The organism is Meiothermus sp. (assembly GCF_025060375.1).
Taxonomy (GTDB): Bacteria; Deinococcota; Deinococci; order Deinococcales; family Thermaceae; genus Meiothermus.
On the sequence record NZ_JANXCG010000042.1, the window covers coordinates 57,425 to 78,664 of the forward strand.

General features: G+C 64.9%; 20 protein-coding genes. 9 read left to right on the forward strand and 11 right to left on the reverse strand.

Annotation, left to right across the window (positions count from 1 at the left end):
* Nucleotides 1–13: 13 nt before the first annotated feature.
* Nucleotides 14–1,936, forward strand: coding sequence for an AMP-binding protein (locus NZ849_RS05680; RefSeq protein WP_295405238.1), 1,923 nt, complete (start codon nucleotides 14–16; stop codon nucleotides 1,934–1,936).
* Here NZ849_RS05680 and gltX read toward each other — a convergent pair.
* Nucleotides 1,931–3,373 (reverse strand): glutamate--tRNA ligase, encoded by a 1,443-nt coding sequence (gene gltX, locus NZ849_RS05685; protein WP_295405241.1) that lies wholly within the window; start codon nucleotides 3,371–3,373, stop codon nucleotides 1,931–1,933. The two genes, NZ849_RS05680 and gltX, sit on opposite strands and share 6 nt — an antisense overlap.
* Before the next feature lie 97 nt (nucleotides 3,374–3,470).
* On the opposite strand from gltX, the gene lptB reads away from it, so the two are divergent.
* Together lptB and NZ849_RS05695 are read left to right on the forward strand one after the other, a co-directional pair.
* Nucleotides 3,471–4,238 (forward strand): LPS export ABC transporter ATP-binding protein, encoded by a 768-nt coding sequence (lptB, locus tag NZ849_RS05690; protein WP_295405246.1) that lies wholly within the window; start codon nucleotides 3,471–3,473, stop codon nucleotides 4,236–4,238.
* 38 nt (nucleotides 4,239–4,276) lie between these two features.
* The gene (locus NZ849_RS05695) at nucleotides 4,277–5,752 is read left to right on the forward strand and encodes a DUF3084 domain-containing protein (RefSeq protein WP_295405249.1); all 1,476 of its coding nucleotides are present in this window, start codon (nucleotides 4,277–4,279) and stop codon (nucleotides 5,750–5,752) included.
* Nucleotides 5,753–5,756: 4 nt separating this feature from the next.
* Here NZ849_RS05695 and NZ849_RS05700 read toward each other — a convergent pair whose 3' ends face one another.
* Nucleotides 5,757–6,713 (reverse strand): carbohydrate kinase family protein, encoded by a 957-nt coding sequence (locus tag NZ849_RS05700; protein ID WP_295405252.1) that lies wholly within the window; start codon nucleotides 6,711–6,713, stop codon nucleotides 5,757–5,759.
* A 101-nt stretch (nucleotides 6,714–6,814) separates the two neighbouring features.
* On the opposite strand from NZ849_RS05700, the gene NZ849_RS05705 reads away from it, so the two are divergent.
* The 3 genes from NZ849_RS05705 to NZ849_RS05715 are packed head-to-tail and all read left to right on the forward strand — an operon-like array spanning nucleotide 6,815 to nucleotide 11,196.
* On the forward strand, nucleotides 6,815–9,067 hold the full coding sequence (locus tag NZ849_RS05705; RefSeq protein WP_295405255.1) for a bifunctional (p)ppGpp synthetase/guanosine-3',5'-bis(diphosphate) 3'-pyrophosphohydrolase: 2,253 nt from the start codon (nucleotides 6,815–6,817) through the stop codon (nucleotides 9,065–9,067).
* On the forward strand, nucleotides 9,068–9,703 hold the full coding sequence (locus NZ849_RS05710; RefSeq protein ID WP_295405257.1) for a DUF92 domain-containing protein: 636 nt from the start codon (nucleotides 9,068–9,070) through the stop codon (nucleotides 9,701–9,703).
* Nucleotides 9,704–9,744: 41 nt separating this feature from the next.
* On the forward strand, nucleotides 9,745–11,196 hold the full coding sequence (locus NZ849_RS05715; RefSeq protein WP_295405259.1) for a lyase family protein: 1,452 nt from the start codon (nucleotides 9,745–9,747) through the stop codon (nucleotides 11,194–11,196).
* Here NZ849_RS05715 and NZ849_RS05720 read toward each other — a convergent pair.
* The 7 genes from NZ849_RS05720 to NZ849_RS05750 all read right to left on the reverse strand — a co-directional run bounded on the left by NZ849_RS05720 (nucleotide 11,165) and on the right by NZ849_RS05750 (nucleotide 16,975).
* A complete protein-coding gene (locus NZ849_RS05720; protein WP_295405263.1) occupies nucleotides 11,165–12,115 on the reverse strand; it encodes an acetyl-CoA carboxylase carboxyltransferase subunit alpha in 951 nt (316 codons plus the stop codon). The two genes, NZ849_RS05715 and NZ849_RS05720, sit on opposite strands and share 32 nt — an antisense overlap.
* A gap of 19 nt (nucleotides 12,116–12,134) precedes the next feature.
* Nucleotides 12,135–12,983, reverse strand: a complete 849-nt coding sequence (gene accD, locus NZ849_RS05725) for an acetyl-CoA carboxylase, carboxyltransferase subunit beta (RefSeq protein WP_295405265.1) — start codon at nucleotides 12,981–12,983, stop codon at nucleotides 12,135–12,137.
* A 212-nt stretch (nucleotides 12,984–13,195) separates the two neighbouring features.
* Nucleotides 13,196–13,519 carry a hypothetical protein gene (locus NZ849_RS05730; protein WP_295405268.1) on the reverse strand — a complete coding sequence of 108 codons (324 nt, stop codon included), beginning with the start codon at nucleotides 13,517–13,519 and terminating at the stop codon, nucleotides 13,196–13,198.
* Nucleotides 13,520–13,693: 174 nt separating this feature from the next.
* Nucleotides 13,694–14,614, reverse strand: coding sequence for a peptidoglycan DD-metalloendopeptidase family protein (locus NZ849_RS05735; protein WP_295405269.1), 921 nt, complete (start codon nucleotides 14,612–14,614; stop codon nucleotides 13,694–13,696).
* Nucleotides 14,615–14,666: 52 nt separating this feature from the next.
* The gene (locus NZ849_RS05740) at nucleotides 14,667–15,053 is read right to left on the reverse strand and encodes a polymer-forming cytoskeletal protein (RefSeq protein ID WP_295405271.1); all 387 of its coding nucleotides are present in this window, start codon (nucleotides 15,051–15,053) and stop codon (nucleotides 14,667–14,669) included.
* A 76-nt stretch (nucleotides 15,054–15,129) separates the two neighbouring features.
* Complete coding sequence (locus NZ849_RS05745) at nucleotides 15,130–16,032, reverse strand: M23 family metallopeptidase (protein WP_295405273.1); 903 nt, start codon at nucleotides 16,030–16,032, stop codon at nucleotides 15,130–15,132.
* 175 nt (nucleotides 16,033–16,207) lie between these two features.
* Nucleotides 16,208–16,975, reverse strand: a complete 768-nt coding sequence (locus NZ849_RS05750; protein ID WP_295405275.1) for a nucleoside phosphorylase — start codon at nucleotides 16,973–16,975, stop codon at nucleotides 16,208–16,210.
* 83 nt (nucleotides 16,976–17,058) lie between these two features.
* Here NZ849_RS05750 and NZ849_RS05755 point away from each other — a divergent pair, with 83 nt between their 5' ends.
* Complete coding sequence (locus NZ849_RS05755) at nucleotides 17,059–17,601, forward strand: YceI family protein (RefSeq protein WP_295405277.1); 543 nt, start codon at nucleotides 17,059–17,061, stop codon at nucleotides 17,599–17,601.
* Between the two features lie 72 nt (nucleotides 17,602–17,673).
* Nucleotides 17,674–18,666 carry a hypothetical protein gene (locus NZ849_RS05760; RefSeq protein ID WP_295405279.1) on the forward strand — a complete coding sequence of 331 codons (993 nt, stop codon included), beginning with the start codon at nucleotides 17,674–17,676 and terminating at the stop codon, nucleotides 18,664–18,666.
* Between the two features lie 93 nt (nucleotides 18,667–18,759).
* On the opposite strand, the gene NZ849_RS05765 is transcribed toward NZ849_RS05760, so the two are convergent.
* A complete protein-coding gene (locus tag NZ849_RS05765) occupies nucleotides 18,760–20,103 on the reverse strand; it encodes an FAD-binding oxidoreductase (protein WP_295405281.1) in 1,344 nt (447 codons plus the stop codon).
* 113 nt (nucleotides 20,104–20,216) lie between these two features.
* Here NZ849_RS05765 and NZ849_RS05770 point away from each other — a divergent pair, with 113 nt between their 5' ends.
* The gene (locus NZ849_RS05770; RefSeq protein WP_295405287.1) at nucleotides 20,217–20,648 is read left to right on the forward strand and encodes a hypothetical protein; all 432 of its coding nucleotides are present in this window, start codon (nucleotides 20,217–20,219) and stop codon (nucleotides 20,646–20,648) included.
* Here the strand turns inward: NZ849_RS05770 and NZ849_RS05775 are convergent.
* On the reverse strand, nucleotides 20,632–21,240 hold a 609-nt coding region (locus tag NZ849_RS05775), incomplete at its 5' end, for an MFS transporter (RefSeq protein WP_295405283.1). The genes NZ849_RS05770 and NZ849_RS05775 overlap by 17 nt on opposite strands.

A 21,240-nucleotide genomic window follows, 5' to 3' on the forward strand; every position in this document is an offset into this window, starting at 1 on the left:
CGCGAGGCCATCCATGAGCAAGCCCATCTGGTTTCCCTCCGACGCCTACACAACTGGCAGTCACATCGAGGCCCTGTTGCAGCGCCTGGGCCTGGATAGCTACGAGGAGCTTTACCGGTTCAGCATCGAGGAGACAGAGCGGTTTTGGCAGGCCACTTTGGAGCTTTTGGGCCTGCGGTGGTCCATCCCCTACGAACGGGTGCTGGACCTTTCCCAGGGGCCTCAGTGGCCCCAGTGGTTTGTGGGGGGCAGGCTCAACCTAGCCCAAAACGCCCTGCGCCACGCTGAAGACCGCCCTGGCGAGCTGGCCCTTCTTTGGGAGGGTGAGGACGGCGAGGTACGGCAGCTCTCCTACGGGGAGCTGGAGGTGGCTGTGGCCCAGGCGTCCCATGCGCTCAGGGCTTTAGGGGTTGGGAAGGGGGATCGGGTGGGCCTCTTCCTGCCGATGCTTCCCGAGACCGCCATTGCGGCTTTGGCTGTAGCCCGGGTTGGCGCCATCTTCGTCCCTATCTTTTCGGGCTACGCCCCTGAGGCCGCCGCTACCCGCCTGCAGGATGCTGGGGCCAGGCTGCTCATCACCGCGGATGGTTTTTACCGACGGGGCAGCCGGGTGCTCCTGTTGGAGAACGCTCGGGCTGCAGCCCGGCTCTCCCCAGGCGTGAAGCTGATGGTGGTACGCCGGTTCGGCGATGTCCCTTTGGCCCCGGGCGAGGTGGCTTGGGATGAGCAGGTCCCCGCTCAACCCGAGGAAGCCCCCTACCTACCGGTGGAGAGCATGGAGCCCTTCATGCTCATCTACACCTCCGGAACTACAGGGCGTCCTAAGGGGACCGTGCACTACCACGCGGGGTTCCCCCTGAAAGCAGCTCAGGACATGGCCCACCTGTTCGATCTGCGGAAGGGGGAGACCCTCTTTTGGTTCACCGACATGGGCTGGATGATGGGCCCTTGGGCCATCCTGGGGGCCCTCACCCTGGGGGCCCGGGTGCTGCTATACGAAGGAGCTCCGGACTATCCCGATGCGGGCCGGCTTTGGGCGCTGTGCGCGCGCCACGGGGTAACCCACCTGGGCCTCTCGCCCACCTTGGTGCGAGCGTTGATGCCCTTGGGGGATGCCCCGGTGCAGGGGCACGATCTCTCCAGGCTACGGGTGTTGGGGTCCACTGGAGAGCCTTGGAACCTGGAGCCTTACCTATGGTTCTTCCACACCGTGGGCCGCGGCCGGCTGCCCATCATCAACTACTCCGGCGGAACAGAGATTGGGGGGGGTATCCTAGGCTGTACCGTTTGGCGGCCCATAAAGCCTATGGGCTTTAACACCGCAGTACCGGGAATTCACGCCGAGGTGTTGGACGCCTCAGGCCGTCCAGTGCGGGGTGAGGTGGGGGAGCTTGCGGTTCTAAAACCTTGGCCTGGGCAGACCAAGGGCTTTTGGAACGCCCCCGAGCGTTACCTGGACACCTACTGGCGCCGCTTTGAGAACGTCTGGGTGCACGGCGACTGGGCTTTGTTGGACGAGGAAGGTCACTGGTTCATCTACGGCCGCAGCGACGATACCCTAAAGGTGGCTGGGAAGCGAGTGGGCCCCGCGGAGTACGAGAGCGCCGCGGTGGAGCATCCGGCGGTGAAGGAAGCAGCGGCTATAGGTGTGCCTCACGAGGTGAAGGGAGAGGTAGCGGTGGTCTTCGTGGTGCTGCGCTCGGGGTATCAGGAGGGGCCGGAGCTGGCCCAGGCCATTGCCGACACTATTGCCGCTCGGCTGGGTAAAGCTCTGAGGCCAGAGCGGGTTTTGTTCGTGGACGACCTCCCCAAAACCCGCAACGCCAAGGTGATGCGGCGGGTGATCCGATCCGCTTACCTGGGGCAAAGTCCGGGCGACCTCTCGGCTCTAGAGAACCCCCAGGCGGTGGAGGCTATTCGGCGGGTGGGCCTATGAGGCCCTAGTCCGCTCGATGGCCCGCTCGAGCCGCCGCAGCACCCGTTCCTTCCCCAGGAGGAACAGCAGGTCGAACATTCCTGGGGTCTCCAGGGAGCCGGTTAGGGCCGCCCGCAGGGGCTGCATGACCTGGGCCGCTTTTATCCCTTTAGCCTCGGCGTAGCCCCTCAGGAGGGGCTCGGTGGTCTCAGGCAGCATGTTTGGGGCCTTTTGGAGCCGCTCGTGTAGCTCCGGCAAGAGCTGAGCCCCTTCCCTCAGCTTGGCCAGGGCTTTTTCCTGCATGGGGTAGGCCTCGCTAAAGAAGTACATGGACTTGTCCACAAACTCCTGCAGGGTTTCGAAGCGGGCCCGCATAACCTCAACCACCTGCTTCAGGTAGTCTTCGGAGGGGTAGGTGAGCCCGGCCCTCTCCAGGAAGGGTTTGACCCGCTCGGCGAGGTCGTCCAGGCTTAGCACCTCGCGGATGTACTTCCCGTTCATCCAGCGGAGCTTCTCCAGGTCAAAGACTGGGGCTCCCAGCCGGATGCGCTCCAACCGGAAGTGGACCAGCATCTCCTCAAGGCTGAAGATTTCCCGGCCGTCAGGCATGCTCCAGGCCATGGTGCCGAGGTAGTTGAGCAGGGCCTCAGGTAGGATGCCCTGGGCCCGATAGCTGTCTACGCTGGTGTCCATCTTGCGCTTGGAGAGCTTGGACTTGTCCGGGTTGCGCAGGAGGGGGGTGTGGCACCAGACGGGCTCTTTCCAGCCAAAAGCCCGCAGGATGTGGATGTGAAAGGGCGTGCTGGTGAGCCACTCCTCGGCCCGGATTACGTGGGTCACGCCCATCAGGTGGTCGTCCACCATAGCCGCTAGATGGTAGGTGGGGTACCCATCGGCCTTCAGGATGACCTTGTCGTCTAGGGTGGCGTTGTCAAACTCCACCGGTCCCCGCAAGAGGTCGTGCACGATGGTTTTTCCCTCCAGCGGTACCTTGAGCCGCACCACGTGGGGTTCCCCAGCAGCGGCCCTCCGCTCGGCCTCCTCGGGGGGGTAGTCGCGGTAGCGCCGGTTGTAGCCCATCTCCTGCTTCCCCGCTCGCAGGGCCTCCTCGCGAGCCCTGGCCAGCTCCTCCGGGGTGTCGAAGGCCCGGTAGGCCGCGCCTTTTTCCAGCAGAATCCGCACGTGCTGATGGTAAATGGGCAGACGTTGGGACTGCACATAGGGGCCGTTGGGCCCTCCTTTGAGGGGAGACTCGTCGGGGGAGAGGCCCAGCCACTCCAGCATCTCCAGGATGCGCCGCTCGGAGGTAGGGTTGTAACGGGAGCGGTCGGTGTCCTCTATCCGGACAATAAACTTCCCGCCGTGCTGCTTGGCGAAGACGTAGTTGAACAGCGCCTGATAGGCGGTGCCCACGTGGGGGTCGCCTGTAGGGCTGGGTGCGATGCGGGTCACGACCATAGGCAAAAGGATAGCAGGCTTCGGGGCTGGGGAGGAACCAAGTTTTGGGTCAGACCTCTCACAGCCGGCTTAGGCGGAGATGCTACCTTGAAGATGGATGGAAGCGGTAGTACCAGCAGCCTCCAACAGACCCTCCTCCGTTACCCGTCTGGAGGCCAGCGGCCTGATCAAACGCTATGGTCGGCGGGAGGTGGTGCGGGGGGTAAGCTTGGAGCTTACCCGGGGTGAGATTGTGGCCCTTTTTGGCCCCAATGGAGCCGGAAAAACCACTACTTTTTACATGCTGGTGGGGTTTATAGAGCCCAACGCAGGCCAAATTCGCCTGGGTGGGCGCGATGTGACCCGTCTTCCCATGTACAAGCGGGCCCGGCTGGGCCTGGGGTACCTGCCTCAGGAACCCTCGGCCTTTCGGCGTATGACCGCTTTGGAGAACCTTCTTGCAGTGCTGGAGTTTCAGCCGCTGGCCAGGAAGGAGCGCCTCGAGCGGGCTATGGCCCTCCTGGAGGAACTGGGCATTGCCCACCTCAAGGACAAATACGCCTACACCCTCTCGGGTGGGGAGCGGCGGCGGTTGGAGATTGCCCGGGCGCTTTGCACCAACCCCGATTTCATCCTTTTGGATGAACCTTTTACCGGCGTAGACCCCAAGAATGTTCGCGATATTCAGAAGCTCATCTCCGAGTTGCGTGAGCGGCGGGGGGTAGGCATCTTCATCACCGACCACGCCGTGCGGGAGACCCTGGCCATTGCCGACCGCATCTACCTCATGTACGACGGCCGAATGGCCTTCCACGGAACCCCAGAGGCCTTTGCCCGCGACTCGGGGGTGCGCACCCACTACCTGGGCGACGAGTACGAGCTGTAAGCCCCATTTGGGGCTTGGTCTTGCGACCGCGAAGCGCTATGACCTTCTGGGCCATTCTGATTCTGCTGGTGTTGGTGGCGGGCTTGGTGGCCTATGTGGGCGACCTGGTAGCCAAGCGAGTCGGCAAGCGCCACTGGCGTTTCCTGGGCTTGCGGCCCCGCACCACGGCCACTTTGGTGGCGGTGGTCACTGGGGTGCTCATTGCCTTGGGCGCTTTCGGGGCTTTCTTCCTGGTGGTGCGGGAGGCCCGGGAGACCATCCTTCAGGCGGAGGCTGTGCGCCAGGAGCGCGACCGGCTGCGCGCCGAGGTGGGGCGGCTGGAAAGCCGGGCGGCCGCCATCTTTGCCCAGTACGAGCAGCTCAAGGCTGAGCGCGACGAGTTTGAGCGGAGCCTTACCCTTCTGGCCCGGCAGCTTAGCCAGAACGTAGAGCTACAGCGCCAGACCCGCCAAGACCTTGAAGAGGTGCTTGTGGAGCGCGAGAGGCTCCGCCAGGAGCTGGAGAGGTTGCAGGCCGAGGGCCAGGCCCAGCGGGTGGCTCTGGAAGAGCTGAAGCAGGCTCGAGCCAACCTTCTGCGGGAGCGGGAGCGCTTGGAGAGGGAGAAGGCCTCCCTGCAGGCCGAGAACAGCCGTCTCCTGTCAGACCGGGAGACGCTCAGGGCCCAGGCTCAGCGGGCTGAGCAGCAGCTTCGCCGGTTTGAGCTGGCCCGACAGGAGGCTCAGAAGCGGCTTGGGGAGCTTCGCCGCTGGACCCAGGCGCTCGAGACCCGGCTGCGCGAGCTGGAGCAGGAGAAGCGCAACCTGGAGGGGGATATCGCGGTGCTGGGAAGGGTCCCGGTAGCCCCAGCGCCGGACGAGAGCCTGGGGCGCCAGCTCGAGAGCCTTCAGCGGGAGAATGCGGACCTGCGGGCCAGGCTTCTGGAGGCCCAGCGGGATGCGCAGCAGGCAAAGGAGCGTAACCGGGTTATCGCTGCCGGGCTGGAAAAGGCCTTGCGGATGAACCTGCTGGCGGAGGAGCCGGTGCTGCCGGGAAGGGAACAGGCGGCCTTGCTCGAGGTAGCCCGGCGGGCTGAGAACCGCGTACGCCTGCTCGGGCTTCGAGGTATGGAGGTGGCGGAGGTGCCTGAGCTGGTCAACCCAGGGCCGGGGCTGCTTCTCGCCAGGGTGCGCGGTGTGGACCCGGAGGGCCGGGTGCTGGTGGCAATTGAGTACCGGGCCCGGGAACAGGTCTTCGCCGAGGGCGAGGTGCTGGCCTCCACCATCTTGCTGCTCCCGGCCAGCTCAGGGGAGCTCCGGCGGAAGTTCAACGTCCTGAGCCAGGTGGTTGAGAACCGCCTGAGTGGGGCCGGGTGGATTCCCGAAAAGCTGGCCCAAGGGGGGATTCCCTTGGAGGAGTTCGCCAACTTGGCCGCTCAGCTCAGCGGCCGGCGTGGGGGGACCCGGGTGGGGGTGGTGGCCCTGAAGGACCTTTACCCTACCGAACCGCCCCGCCTGGGCCTGCGCATTCTCCCCTAGGCCCTTACGCTGGGACCCGATAGCCGTAGTGCTCGAGCCGCCCCCTCAGCTCAGCGTCTACCGGGGGGCGGGCGCCGAAGCGGGCGATAACCCAGCCTGCGACTTGCACCGCGAGCTGCCCTGCGGCCAGGGGGTCGCGGGAGCGCAGGTAGTGGCCCAGGAAGGCCCCGCAGAAGGAGTCTCCAGCGCCAGTAGCGTCCACCGGTTGGTCTTGGGTGGCTTCCAGCCGGATGAGCCGCTCCCCATCCAGGATAAGGGCCCCCCTGGCGGCCAGCTTGAGCAGGAGCATAGCCTCTGGATAGAGCCCGCGCAGGGATTCCAGAACCTCCTCGGGTCTACGGGCCCCGGTTAGGGCCTGCCCCTCCTCGAGGTTGGGAAAGACAAAGTCCGGCTGAAGGCCCCGGGTTATGCGGCGAAACTCCTCCCGGCCAATCTCCCGGATCATCTGGAACGAGGCTGGATCAAAGGAGACGCTGAGCCCAGCCTCCCGTGCCATCTCCACCGCTCTCAGGGCTGCCTGACGGGGCGGGTTGGTGAAGAGCGACCAGGCCGTTATGTGCAGGTGCTCGGCCTGTTGGATGACCTCTACGGGCAGTTCCTCTGGCCGCAGCTCAAAGTCGGCCCCCTGAGAGGTGAGCATGGAGCGTTGGCCGGCCGCGTCAATCAGCACCAGGATCACCCCGGTAGGGGTATGGGGTTTCCAGACGATGTGGGGGGCTACCCCCTCGGCCTCCAGCTCCTGTACGGCGAACTCACCGAAGCGGTCGCGGCCCACCGCCCCTACAAAGGTGCTGGGGTAGCCCACCCGCGCCGCCCAGACCGCTACGTTAGCGGCGCTGCCCCCTCCCATTAGCAGAACCCGCCCGGTGGTGTCGCCCCCGGGCAGGAGCAGGGTGTCGGGCTTGGCCAGCACGTCCCAGGTGAGGTCGCCTAGGGCCAGAAGGGGCCTGGGGTTGCTCATGGGGCCGATTTTACCTTGGTCATAGGGCGGTCAAGGAGACCATGGTAGACTGAAGGAGGCCAACCTGGGGGCCCGACGGAAGGCGGGCCGAGCTTCCTGCCATGACCCCACATACCCCTGAAATCTCCACCCCTACGTCCGCGGCTGAGCCCCTGTCTGTGGAGGCCCTTTGGGAGGGGCTAGCTTCCCACCTTCACTACCTTTCGCCCGATGCGCAGACCGGGGTGCGGAAGGCTTTGCAGTTTGCCTACCTGGCCCACCAAGGGCAGAAGCGCAGGAGTGGGGAGCCCTACATCACCCACCCGGTGGCTGTGGCGCAGATCCTTGCCGAGCTGAGGCTGGACGCCGAGGCCATAATGGCCGGTCTTCTGCACGACACCATCGAGGATACCGAGGTGCGGCCGGAGGAGCTGGAGGAGCGCTTTGGTCCAGCGGTGCGGCGGATTGTTGAGGGCGAGACCAAGGTTTCCAAGCTCTACAAGCTGGCCCACGCCGCTCAAGAGGACAAGCCTGCTGAGGAGAAGCACGCTGAAGACCTCCGGCAGATGTTCATCGCTATGGCCGAGGACGTGCGGATTATTGTGGTCAAGCTGGCTGACCGCTTGCACAACCTGCGCACCCTGGAGCACATGCCCCCCGAAAAACAGCAGCGCATCGCCCGCGAGACTCTGGAAATCTACGCGCCCTTGGCTCACCGGCTGGGGATTGGGCAGGTCAAGCTCGAGCTGGAGGACCTTTCCTTCCGCTACCTCGAGCCCGAGGCCTTCGCCAGCCTGGAGGCCCGGCTCAGGAGCCACCGGGCAGAGCGGGAAGCGGCGGTGCAGGCGGCTCGGGAGAAGCTGGAGCAGGCCCTGTCGCGCGACTTTATCCTTCGGCAGTCGGTTCAGCGCTTCGAGGTCACCGGCCGCACCAAGCACCTCTTCTCCATCTGGAAGAAGATGCAGCGGGAGGGCAAGGCGTTGGAGCAGATTTATGACCTCCTGGCCCTTCGGGTCATCCTGGAACCCAGAAAAGGCCCCAACACCGAGGAAAACGCCCTGCGTGAAAAGCAGGTTTGCTACCACGTGCTGGGGTTGGTGCACGCCTTGTGGCAGCCCATCCCTGGCCGGGTCAAGGACTACATCGCCGTACCCAAGCCCAACGGTTACCAGTCGCTGCACACCACCGTCATAGCCGTGAACGGCCTCCCCCTGGAGGTGCAGATCCGCACCAGGGAGATGCACCAGGTGGCCGAGTTCGGCATTGCCGCGCACTGGCTGTACAAGGAGGGTTTGACCGACCCCGAGGAGCTGAAGCGGCGGGTGGGCTGGCTCAAAAACATCCAGGACTGGCAGCAGGAGTTTAGCAGCTCGCGCGACTTCGTAGAGGCGGTGACGAAGGAGCTCCTGGGGGGGCGGGTCTTCGTCTTTACCCCCAAGGGCAAGATCATCAACTTGCCCAAGGGCTCCACCCCTGTGGACTTCGCCTACCACATCCACACCGAGGTGGGGCACCACATGGTAGGGGCCAAGGTCAACGGCCGTATCGTGCCCCTTAGCTACGAGCTGCAAAACGGCGAGATCGTAGAAATTCTCACCGCCAAGACCGCCCACCCCTCCAAGGACTGGATGGAGTACGCCAAGACCCGCTCGGCCAAGCAGAAAATCCGGATGTTCTTCCGGGCCTTTGAGCGGGCTGAAACCCTGGAGAAGGGGATGCGGATGCTGGAGAAGTACTTCAAGCGGCGGGGGTTGCCCAAGCCCTTGGAGAGCCAGCTCGAGGAGGTGGCCCGAAAGCTCATCAAAAGCCCAGCCCCCGAGGACCTCTATGCGGCCATCGCAGGGGGTCGGGTAGCCCCTCAGCAGGTGGCCCGTCTCCTGCTGCCCAGGTCCGAGCCGCCGCCTCCGCGCCCCCGGCCCCTTAGCAATGGGCTTGGCATCCGTTTGGAGCCCGATCTGCAAGCCCCCATTAAGCTGGCCAGCTGCTGCGAGCCAGCCAAGGGAGACGCCATTCTGGGCTACATCACCCGGGGGCGGGGGGTTACCATCCACAAGATGGGTTGCCCCAACATGCGCCGCTTGATGGAGCAGGACGCGGCCCGGGTGGTGCCGGCCCGCTGGGAGGGTCTGGGTCGGGTGATGCAGCTCGAGGTGCTGGCCGACGACCGGGCCGGGCTCCTTCGGGACATTATGGACGCGATTGCTTCGTTGGGGAAAAGCGCGATGGGGGTGACCTCGAGCCCCACCTCCCCCCTTTCCTCCCTCTTCCGCATCAGCACCCGGGTAGACCTGAGCGAGGCCGAGCAGAGGCTTTTGGATGAGCGGCTGCGCAACGTGCCCAGCGTGCGGACGGTGAACTGGTCCCAGGTGCTCTAGGTGGGCGGCTTCATCCTGGCCTTGGGGGTGGCCCTTGGGGTGGGCCTTCTGGCCGAGCGGGCGGGTTGGCTCCGGCCCGGGGCGGCTTGGGCGGCGGCCTTGGTGGGGGGGATTCCCCTGGGGGTGGGGGGGCTTCCGGCGGCCCTGGCGGTGCTCTACCTGGTGGCGCTGGGAAGCCTGGCCAGCCGGATAAACCCAAGAAGCCAGGACAGGATGGGCCGCACGGCAGGCCAAGTTCTGGCCAACGGGCTTCCGGCAGCCCTGGGGTTGCTTTTGGGTTCACCGGCCTTCTTCCTCTCGGCCTTGGCCGCGGCGGCAGCCGATACCCTGGCCACCGAGGTGGGCGGCCGGGCACGGCAGGCCTGGCATCCCCTCAGGGGCTGGGTGCCTGCAGGTACCAACGCAGCGGTGAGCGCTCAGGGCAGCCTGGCCCTGCTGCTGGGTGCGTTGCTCTACCTGCCCTGGGCCCTGTGGCTGGGGGTCCCCCCGCTGGCGGTGGTGGTGGGGGGGGTGGCTGGGGCGGTGGCCGATACCCTGCTGGGGCTGGGGGAAGACCGGTTTCGCTGGGGCAACGGCCTCACCAACCTGCTTTCCACCGCTTTAGGGGGCGGTGTGGGTTTCTTAATCGCCGCCTGAATCATTCTAAGGCCTTGGCAGATGTAACCTGAGGGGAGCTTATGCGCTGGCACAACCTTTACCGCCGCTGGGTTTTGGGGCGACACTTTCGCTTTGCTCGCGAGCACCTGAGCGACCACTTTTTTGACGCCCTCACCGCCTATGCGCTGGGCCTGGCCAGGCTCGGGGTTGCCGAAGCCAAGGAGGCAGCCTGGGCCCTCTCGGTGCTGCGCAAGGAGCCGGTGCCCGGCTTCAGCGGCCAGCTCGAGGACATTTTCTTCACCATCGACCACAACCTGCGGGAGCGGTTCGGCCCTGAGGTAGCGGGGGCCCTTCGGCGGGGGCTTTCCCGCAACGACCTCGACCTCACGGTCTTCCGGGCCTACGCCGCTGAACGGACACTCCGGGTCCTCACCGCCCTTTCGGACCTGAGGCGCGAGCTGCTGCACCTAGGCCAGGCCCACCGCCAGACCCTTCTTACCGCCTACACCCACCACCGCCCGGCCCAGCCCACCACCCTGGGGCACTACCTCACCGGGGTGGAGAACCTGCTCTCGCGCGACTACCAGCGGCTTCGGGCGGCCTTCATGACCACCGATAAGTGCCCTCTGGGTGCCTCTACCCTAGCCGGGAGCCCTTACCCGGTGGACCGCAAGGCCCTGTCCCAGTGGCTGGGTTTTGGCGGAACTCTGGAACACACCTACGATGCCATCGCGGCGGGGGACTGGGCCCTGGAAATCGCTCACGCCCTGGCGGGGCTGGCTGCCAGCCTCTCCCGGCTGGTGGCCGACCTTCTGTTCTGGGCCGAACAGGGGGGGTTCGTGGTTGCGGAGAGGATCAGCCAGGGGTCTTCCATCATGCCCCAGAAGGTCAACCCGGTGGTCCTGGAGCACGTTCGGGCCTTTCTGGCTGAGCTGATGGGGGGACCTGTGGTTCTAGGGCACCTCAACTACAGCACCCCCTTTGGCGATGTGAACGACCACGGGCCCGGTGTGCTCGAGCCACTGCAAGGCCTCTTCTACGCTGCTGAGGGGGCGGTGGCCCTGCTGCGGGTGGCCCTGCAGGAAAGTCGGTTCGTCCCGGAGGTGCTGGCCCAGGGTTTGCGCGACCGGAGCGTGCTGGCCTCGGAGCTGGTGGATGTTCTGGTCTCCCACAGGTACCTCCCCTTGGCCGAGGCCTACCCCCGGGTGCAGGGGATGCTGCGGGCGCTGAGCAGCCAGGGCCGCACCGTGGCCGATCTGGGCCTGGACGATCTACAGAGCCACCTCGGCGTGGGTGACCCGGAGCTCCTCAAGGCCCTGGAGCCGGAGCGCTTTTTGGTCCGGCGCAAGGTGCTGGGAGGGGTTGCTCCGGAGGCTCAGGCGGTCTACCTGGACTACGCCCTGAACCGGCTCAGGCTGGAGCGGCTCGAGCTCAAGGAGTTGAAAAGCCGAAGGCGCAAGGCCCTGCGGGTTCTAGCTACGGAGCCCCTGAGCCTCCTGGCTAACCTTCCAAAAACTGCCCCAACCCCCTGAAGCGGCGGTAGCGGTCCTCCAGCAGGGCCTCGGGGCTAAGCGCCCCTAGCTCCGCCAGGGTCTCCGACAGGGCTTGCTTGAGGTTGGCCAGGGCGGCCTGGGGGTTGCGGTGGGCCCCGCCGTCGGGCTCAGGGATAACCCGGTCCACGACGCCCAGGGCAAGCAGGTCGGGGGCGGTGAGCTTGAGCGCCTCGGCAGCCTTGGCCGCTTCCCGAGCGTCGCGCCACAGGATGGCCGCACAGGACTCCGGGGAGATGACCGAGTACCAGGCGTTCTCCATGATCAGCACCCGGTTGCCCACCCCAATGGCCAGCGCTCCCCCTGAGCCCCCCTCCCCCAGCACCACCGCCACGGCCGGCACCCGCAGCCGGGCCATGCGCTGGATGCTTTGGGCGATAACCCAGGCCTGGCCGCGTTCCTCAGCAGAGATGCCGGGGTAGGCCCCCGGGGTGTCGATGAAAGCGATGAAGGGGCGCCCAAAGCGGTCGGCCATATCCATAAGGCGCATAGCCTTGCGGTAGCCCTCCGGATGGGGCATGGCAAAGTTGCGCCGGATGTTCTCCTTGGTGTCGCGGCCTTTCTGGTGGCCCACCACCACCACAGTGGAGCCCTCAAAGCGGGCGAGGCCGCCCACCACCGCAGCGTCCTCACCGAAAGTGCGGTCCCCTGAGAGCTCCACAAAATCGGTCATGAGCTGCGCAATGACGTCCAGGGTGGTGGGTCGGCCGGGGGCTCGAGCAATCTGCACCCGCTCCCAGCGAGAGAGGTTGGCAAAGGTTTCGCTTTTGAGCCGGGCTAGCCGCTCCCGGAGTCCCCTTATCTCATCCGAGAGGTCCACTCCGCTGCTCGCGGCAAAACCCTCGAGCTCAGCGATTTTGCTTTCCAATTCCTCAATGGGTTTTTCGAACTCTAAAGGCATGAAGACCTCCAGGAAAGGGTTAGAGCCGCACCCTTGCGGGGTGAAGGAGCCCCAGGACTTGGGCTACCTGGGCCTTCAGCCGACGACGGTCTACCACCTGGTCTACCATGCCGTGCTTGAGCAAGAACTCGGCCCGCTGGAATCCCTCGGGAAGCTCCTGGCGGATGGTCTGCTTGATGACCCTGGGCCCAGCAAAGCCGATGAGCGCCCCCGGCTCAGCGAAGATTACATCCGCGAGGGCAGCGAAGCTGGCCGTTACCCCGCCGGTGGTGGGGTCGGTGAGGATGGAGACGTAGGGTAGCCTCCTGGCCCAGAGGCGATCCAGGGCCAGGGTGGTCTTGGCCATCTGCATCAGGGAAAGGGCTGCTTCCTGCATCCGGGCGCCCCCCGAGACAGCCACAATGACCACCGCTCGCTCCTCCTGCGCAGCCTGCTCGATGCCCCGGGTAATCTCCTCCCCCACCACGCTCCCCATGGAACCTCCTGCGAAAGCGTAGTCCATGACCAGGAGGATGCTCGGCACCCCCCCGATGGTGCAGCGCCCACCCACAATAGCGTCGGGTCGCCCCGCCTCCCTCTGGTAGCGCTCGAGCCGCTTGGGGTAGGGTTCCGTGTCCACGAAGCCCAGTGGGTCAGTGGGCCTGAGGCGGGTGGTTTCCTCGAAGCTCCCGGGGTCGGCCAACATTTCAATTCGTTTGCTGGCGGGCATCCTCAGGTGGTGGCTGCACTTGGGACAAACGTAGAGGTTGTGCTCTAGGTCTTTTTTGTAGATCTGCGCGTCGCATTTAGGGCATTTGGCCCAAAGCTCAGGGATGTCCCTGGCCTCGCCCTGGGCCCGGCGACGGCGAAAAAGCCGCTCTAAGGCCATAACGCCCTATCTTATACCCCAGCCTTCCTCCAGACTAAACCCCCCCCAGTGTGGACGCGGTACAAAAACCCCCCTGGGATGCCAGGGGGGAGCCCGCGGGTCGCCGCCGCCTCTGCGGGGTGCTCAGGCCGAAGCTGTAGCCTTGCCGAAGCGCGGTTGGAGAGGGTGCCCCAGAACCAGCGTGTAGCGTTGTTGGGGGAGATCTAACCCGGTTAACCCAGCGTGAACATCAACACCGAGAGATAAGGTTGTTCGTCGTTGAAGGGCTCGTTGGTGGACGGATAGAACCCGGCCTGCGCGCCCTCACCCGGCTCGTAGGCACCCTGCCAGCTCAGGAAGATGCGGTAGTAGTGGTAGGCAGCAATCCACACCACTAGGGTGGAGAGGTAAAGCCCCAGGTGGTAGCGGGGAGCCACATACGCTCTGGCGAAAAGGAAGAACAGGCTGGAGGCCAGCATCGCCGCTATGGTCAGCGACATCACGTTGTAGACCAGCAGATACTGACCGGTGATGATGAGCGTGTTGGCCCCAATCATCTGGGCTTCCCTCCTCCAAGGGCAGCTGGCGGTGTTTTGGGCTTGCGTCCTTGGTGCTTAAATAAGTAAGCCTTCACAAAAAATCGCCGTAGCTTATACAAGCCTTGTGCAAGCATTGCATAGCTCAGCCCGCCGAGAGAGCGGTGCTCCCGTTGCCTCCCTCTACGAGGAGGCTCAGCGCCTGGAAGTGAGGTAGGGTAGGGGGTCTACCGCCACCCCGTAGCGGTAGACGCTGTAGTGCAGGTGGGGGCCGGTGGAGCGCCCAGTGGAGCCCACCGCCCCAATGGGCTGTCCCTGGGAGACCTGCTCTCCCCGGCCTACGTAGCTGGCCGAGAGGTGGCCGTAGAGGGTGTGCAGGCCGTTGCCGTGGTCCAGCAGCACCATAAGACCGAAGAGGGGGTTCCATCCCACCTCGCTTGCGGTCCCTGCGGCGGTGGCGTAGACCGGGGTGCCCTCAGGGGCTGCGAGGTCCACCCCGTTGTGAAACTCGTAGGCCAGGTTGCCAAACGGGCTGGGGCGGTAGCCGAAGCCGGAGGTAAGGCGAGCCTCAAAGGGGAGAGGAAGGCCGCTGGGGGTGCGGTCTAGGGTGGTGGGCCTCTTGTGGGCAGCGCCTTGCCTTGGCCAGGGGTCGGGAGGCAAGGGGTTGTCAAGGGATTGGGCGGTGGCCTCCAATTCCAGCGAAAGGCTGATCACCTGGTTTTTTAGGTCCAGAAGCAGCTCTCCCAGCTTGGCGGGCTCTCCCGCACCGCGGGGCGCTTCGGAGGGGGGCGGGGTCAGTCGGGTGAGCTTCAGGTAGACTTCGGGTAGCCCGGCCCTGGTCCGCAGCCGGTTGAGTTCTCTTTCCAGGATTGCCAAGCTTTGTTGGAGCTGGGCCACCTCTGCGCTGTAGACCTGGCTCCGGCTCCGTTCGGCCTCGAGCTCCAGGGAGAGCCGGCGAACCTCGGCCTGCAGGGCCAGGAGCTGGGCCCGCTCGCCTGCGGCTTTTTCCCTGAGCAGTGCTATCCCCAAGGCCGCCAGCAAAAGGGACAAGGCTGCAGTCCAAAGCGGCATCCGGAAGGTGAGGGCTAAGCAGAAGGGGCGGAGCCCTTTGGCCATGGCCCTAACATAATCCCTGGCAGAAAGGGGTACGCGTGATATTTTACCGCGCCTAGCTCCCCGGTTTGGTGCCCTGGGGCAGGGCCCGTAGTTCACCGGTCTGGCTACGGCCCACGAAGACCGCCCCGGCCTCCACATCCAGCGACATGGCCCGGATATCCCCTTCCACACGGGCCGTTTTGGTCATATGTAGCTTTCCACTAGCGGTGATCTGGGCGTTTACCTGGCCATGTACGATGATGTTCTGAGCCCGCACCTGTTCCCCTTCAATTTGGGCATTGCTGCCGATTTCCAGGTCGCCCTCCACGATCACCGAGCCTTTGACCCGTCCGTCAATGCGAGCGCTACCGCTGGTCTTGAGGTTGCCCTCGATCTCGCTCCCCTCGCTCAGATAGGTAAGTACGGCCGGATTGGGTCTGCGTCCACCTAACACTGCCATAGTTTGCCCGCATCATACCCCAAATGGGTCGGTCGGATGCTCCGTGAGGAGCCGGGAGAGGATCGGGTCAGGAGGTCTAGTCCAGGTACCGGCTGGGGTTTACCTCGCTCCCGTAGCGGTAGATCGTGTAGTGCAGGTGCGGCCCGGTAGAGCGCCCGGTGGAGCCCACCCGCCCTAGCGCAGTGCCCCGCTCCACCCGGTTTCCGGGCTGTACCAGGATGTTGGAGAGGTGCCCGTAAAGGGTGCGGTAGCCGTAGCCGTGGTCCACCACCACCGCCAGGCCAAAGGGTCCCTTCCAGCCTGCTTCCACCACCACCCCAGCGCCGGTAGCCTGCACCAGGCTGCCGTAGGGGGCCGAGAAATCCACGCCGTTGTGGAACTCAAAGCCCCAGCCGAAGGGGTTGCGCCGGTAGCCGAAGTAGGAGGTGATGCGGGTGTACCCCCGAAGAGGGTAGCCGTAGGGGGTGGCCGCCTCGCGACGCAGGGTTTCGTGGAGGGCGGGGGAGACCTCGCTGAGCTGTTCGCCCAGGTTTTCGGCTTGCTGGGCCGCGTATTTCAGGACCTCCTCTAGGCCTGCCGGTACCCCAGCACCCCCTTGTCCTCCTCCCTGGTTGCGGGTAGGGGTCAGTTTGATCTTGGGCATGCCTGCCCGCTCACGCAGGGTGTTGATCTCCTGCTCGAGCACCTCCAGCTGCCTCAGGATGCGCTTGGCGTCCTGGCTCAGGGCGTTGTTACGGGTACGCTCTGCGGCGAGCTGGTTGTTGAGTTTGCGCGCCTGTTCGGAGAGGCTGACGAGCTGGATCTGTAGGTTGCGCATCTCGGCGGTGCGCTGCCAGAGCCAAAGATTCAGGCCACTCCAGCCCAGCAGCACACCCAACACCACCAGGGGAACCCAAGCTGGCAGGGAGAAGCTCCTGGGCGCCGCGCCGGTGCGGGCCAGCCAGAGGGTGTAGCGTACGGGGTGTCGGCGCAGCGGCATCAGGTGCAATAAGTAACGCGGAAGTGTGGGTTACGTCAAGTTGTCTTAATCTTCCCTAATGAAGCCCACATCTAAACCTCCCCCTGGGTTTGCCTTGGGCACGCCCCAGGGGGAGATGGCGGGGGTGCAGATGAAACCTAGATTAGAAATCCCTCCCGTTACATAAAGCCCAGACTCAGGCAAAGCGCTCGGCCACCGCTATGGCTAGGTCGATGGCCCGCTCCACGGCCAGCCCTTTTGCGTCTAGGAGGGGTTCTTCTGCCCGGGTGCGCTGCGCGATGACGCCGGTCACGCAGGCCGCTGCGAAGCCGTAGACATTCCCCATCTTGAAAAGGGTTCCCGCCTCCATCTCGTAGTTGAGGACGCGCAGGCGACGGTATTCCTCTGTGATGCCCTGGAGGTTGCGCAAAAGGTAGGGGTTGGCCGAGCCCACCCGCTCCTGGCCTTCGTAGAAAGTATCCACCGAGGCGGTGATCCCCAGCGCGTAGGGAATGCCGAGCCGCTGGGCCTCCTCCACCAGCGCCACCGTCAGGAAGGGATCGGCGCTGGCGGGGTATTCTGGGGGGGCTATGTCGTTGGCAGCCCCCTGGCGGCACAGGGCGGCCTTGGAAATCACCACGCTGCCTGGGGGCACGTTCTCCTGGATGGAGCCGCTGGTGCCTACCCGGATGATGGTTCGGATGCCTAGCTGGACCAGCTCATTGACCACGATGCTCAGGCTGGGGGCGCCCATGCCACTGGTGGCGGAGAGGATGGGCTTGCCGCTGGGAAGGAGCCCCAGGTAGCTGTTGAGGCCCCGGTTTTCGGATAGGGTGCGCGCTTTTTGCAGCCGGGTGTGCGCAATCTGGTGGGCCCGCTGTGGGTCGCCGCTCAGCAGGGCCAGGCTCGGCCGGGGGTCGCCCAGGTCCTCGAGCCCGAAGCCGATGTGGTAGAGGGTTGGCATGCTCCCATTATCGCAGGGCCAATGGGGTTCTGTCCTACGGTAAGGCTGGGGCCCCTGGCCCTAGTGTAGAAAAGGAAGTGTGCATGAGGGGGGTAAGGTTGGGGTACCTGGCCTGGCTGCTGGGCCTCCTGGAGGGGTTGGCGCTGGCGCAAGCCCCGGCCTACGCTGTGGAGGGGCGGGTTACCTATGCCGCAAGCTATACCTTGGGCCGCTGGGAGGGTACCAACACCAGCCTTCAGGGTGTGGTGCGTTGGGACAGGCAGACCGGTGCGGCCTCGGGCCGGGTTTGCGTCGATCTGGCCCGCTTTGATTCCGGCAATCCCTTGCGCGATGCCGATGCTCGAGGGGTTTTTGATGTGAACCGTTACCCCCAAAGCTGCCTCGAGGTGGAGCGGATTGTGCTTTTGGGAGAGGAGGCGGTGCTCAGCGGCATCCTGGAAATCAGCGGGGTTCGACGGGGGGTGCGGGTGCGGGGGAGGCTTTTACAGGAGGGGAGTGTCTATCGGTTCTCGGGGGGGTTCAACACCAGCTTTTCGGAATGGCGGCTTACCCCGCCCAGCCTGCTCTTCCTGCGGGTAAATGACCCTGTGGAGGTTTGGGTTGAGGCCCGGGCCACCCCGCGCTAACTAAATTTTTTCTGAAGAAGCGATTAACCCTAGTTTGGTAAAACGAAGTACCCTGGGCTAGAGGGGATTCCGATGCGAGGGGGATTTTTTCTCCTGGCCGCCCTAGGGCTTCTTCATGCCTGCCAAGCGCCGCTTCAGCCCCCCATGCCTAGGGCAGGGCAGCTCTGCCCAGAATGGGTGCACAACCGCCATACCGTGCGCGGCCCGGATGGGGAGCTTTACCCGACCTGGCACCCTCAGGTAGACCCCGAGTACGGGTGCTATTTTGACCACGATCACGGGGACGACCCCCGGACCAGCCTGGCCAACCCCGAGCTGCCGCCCTTCGGCTATGTGGGTAAGGTAGCGGGAATGCCCGAGGCCCATGAGGGCTTTAAGGTGTTTGTGGCCAACCAGGGCGTCCAAAACGACGAGGGTCGGGTGGCCCTAACCAGTACCCGCATCGTGGCCCACATGGGCACCGGTGGGGTGCGCCGCTACAGCGTACGCCACCACTCCTTGGTCTTTGACCTGGTGGCCCCCAGTGGGCACCGGGTGAGCGTGCAGGGTATGGCCGACACAGGACTGGTGGGCTCCATCTGCGCGCGGGACCCCACCTTGAACGATGCAGACCCCAGCAACGACATCGGTCGTGTGGTGATGACCCTTCCGGGAAGTGGTTGCCACGGCAAGAGTCCCGGGTCGCTCTACGAGATCTGGACCTTTAAGCTCCGCTTGGCCGGGAAGGTAGAGGTGGTGGTCTCCACCGCTGCTTTTGACCCCATCACCACCATGAATCCCTCCAATGTGAACGAGCTGCACTACACCGAGGAGGTCTTTGAGGGGTTTCAGGGGTTGCGTGGTTGCAACCGTGAGGCCTACCACGGCCCGGTCTACTGGTACAACCTGGGCGGCCCAGAGGTGTTCTACACCGATGCCTTTGGCCGGGCAGGCGGAGAGCTCAGGCAGGTGGTGTCCCGCCACAACGACGTGGGTATCTGGATGTCGCGGCGTTCGGACGGTTTTCAGAACCAGTTTAAGCTGCTCAGCTATCACTGCGCCTCCGGTCTTGGCCTCAGGAACTAGGTGTCTCGGCCTGATCCTCCCCATCCGAGAGCGTGGACTGCCGGATTGAAAAGCCTTGCTGAGCTTTTGGCCGGCTCGAGGTGCGGGGCTTTTTCAGTCGAAAATCTTGCCTGGATTGAGCAGGCCCTCCGGGTCGAAAAGCCGCTTAATCTGCCGCATCCATAGGAGGGCAGGGCCGTGTTCCTTGGGGAGGAATTTCTTCTTGCGCAGCCCCACTCCGTGTTCTCCGGTACAGGTGCCCCCCAGGGCCAGGGTGTGCTCCACCAGCTGCTCGGAGAAGGCCTCGGCTTTTGCCTCGCCTGGCTCAAAAACCACAAGGCTATGGAAGTTGCCGTCCCCCACATGCCCCAGGATACTTCCCGGCAGGTCCATTTCCGCCAACAGGCGGCTGGCGTAGGCTACCAGCGCAGGCATCTTGGAGAGGGGGACAGCGCTGTCGGTGGAGAGGTAGGCCTTGCCGGGGTAGAGATTGACCAAGGCCCAGTAGGCCTGGTGCCGGGCCTCCCACTGGGCGGTGCGTTCTTCTTGGGTGTAGGCTGTGCTCACGCTTAGGGCTCCAGCCGCTTGCATGAGCCCAAGGGCCAGCTCAGATTCGGCCTGCAGGGCCTCGCGGGTGGAGGAGTGGAACTCCACGAAAAGAGCGGGTTTTTCCGGGTAGTTCCGCTCCAAGTAGCGGTTGATGGCTGCAATACCCCTTGCGTCCACCAGCTCGAGCCGCGCTACCGGCAGGCCACTGGCCATCACGCTGTAGGCAGCCTGGGCAGCGGCCTCTAGTTCCCCGAAGAAAACCCGGAGGGTGTGAACGTGCTCGGGCAGGGGGTGAAGCCGCAGCGTCAGACGGGTGATGACGCCCAAGGTACCCTCGGAGCCGATGAACAGGTCCTTCAGGTCGTAGCCCGCGCTGGTCTTGCGCACCCCTCGCCCAAGCTCCAGCACCTCTCCGTTGACCAGCACCACCTGCAGGGCCAGCACGTTAGGCCGCATACCCCCGTACCGCACGGTGGTGGTTCCGGAGGCGTTGGTGGCAGCCATCCCCCCTAGGCTGGCGTCGGCCCCGGGGTCGACCGGGAAGAAGAGGCCGGTGCCCTTGAGCGCCTCGTTGAGAGCCTTTCGTGTGAGGCCGGGTTCCACCACCGCCAGGAAGTCCTCGGGCGCTATTTGCAGAATGCGGTTCATTCGGGATAGGTCGAGGGAGAGGGCCTGTCCTTGGGGTATGAGCTGCCCCTCGAGGCTGGTCCCGGCGCCAAAGGGAATGACCGGAACCCGATTCTCCCGCGCCCAGGCCAGTGCGGCTTGGACATCGGAGAGCTTTTCTGCATAGACCACCGCCAGTGGGGGTTGCTTGAGGGGGTAGCCCTCATCTTTGCCGTGGGCTTCCAGGTCAGCCGGCGCCGTACTTACCTTCCCCGGCAGAAGGCTTCTGAGGGACTCCAGCATGCTCCTAGCCTATCGCAGAATGCCCCATGAGGTTGGGGTGAGCGTTACGTGAAGCCGGTGGGTGATGAATGGCCCGGGCAATTGCGAAAGGGCTGCTAGCCTGGCGTGTGGCTATGGGTGCCGTGGATGCGACGACGCGTGAACGCCTGAGACAACTTCTGGAGGAGGCCTGGTGCGCTCTGGAGGAGTACCCCCCCAAGGCCAGTAGGCTGGCTTGCCAGGCGGAACACCTGGCCCGCTGCCGGAGTGACAACCGCGCTTGGGCGGAAAGCCTGTTTATATGGGGGATAGCCCACCTGTACGAGGGCGATAGTCAGCAGGCCATACCCCTGTTCTCCCGCGCTTTGGCCGTGTACCGCTTTTTGGGGGACGAGGAGGGGCAGTGGGGCTGTCTCAGGGCAATCGCCCTGGCCTGGGCCAGGGCCGGGGAGACCCAGGAGGCTCTTGAGACCTACCATCAGGCCCAGACCTTTCCCCACCAGGCCGAGTTCGCTGCTAGGGCTCGCTGGCTGCGTTGGTTTGAGGTGTCTAACGAGCCAGCTTAGGCCGGCTCAGAAAGAAGAGCATCGCTATGGCAATCAGGAGGGCGGAGAAAACGTAAGGGTAAGCGGGGGAGAGCCCGTAGAGGCCGGTGCCCAGGGTGGGACCCAGCATCCTGCCCAGGGCTTGGGCCGCGCTGGAAAGGCCAGCTATGGCTCCTTGTTCCTGGTCGGAGACGGCCAGCGACTGGGCCGCGCTCAGCCCTGGGCTGGCCATGGTACCCAGGCCCAGCAGCACCAGTGCGGCGGTAAGCCCAGCGAAGCTTTGTGCGAATACCAAGCCCATGTAGCCCAGCAGCGAAAGGGGCAGTCCCAGCAGGATCAGGGCTCGAGGGGACCACCTGACCGTTCGCACCCAGACCCCCTGGACCAGCACCCCCACCACCCCGAACACCACCAGGGCCAGGCCCACCGCCTGGGCGGTCTGGGCCGGGCTGAGCCCCAGCCGGTCCTGGAACAGGAAGGCCACCGTCTGCTCCATGGCCACGGAGGCCAGGCTGATGCTGAGGCCCACGGCCAGCAGGGGCAGGACGCGGGGGTCCCGCCAGGAAAGCCGGGTTGTGGTCTCAGGGCGGGCTTCGGGGCGGTGCGATTCGGG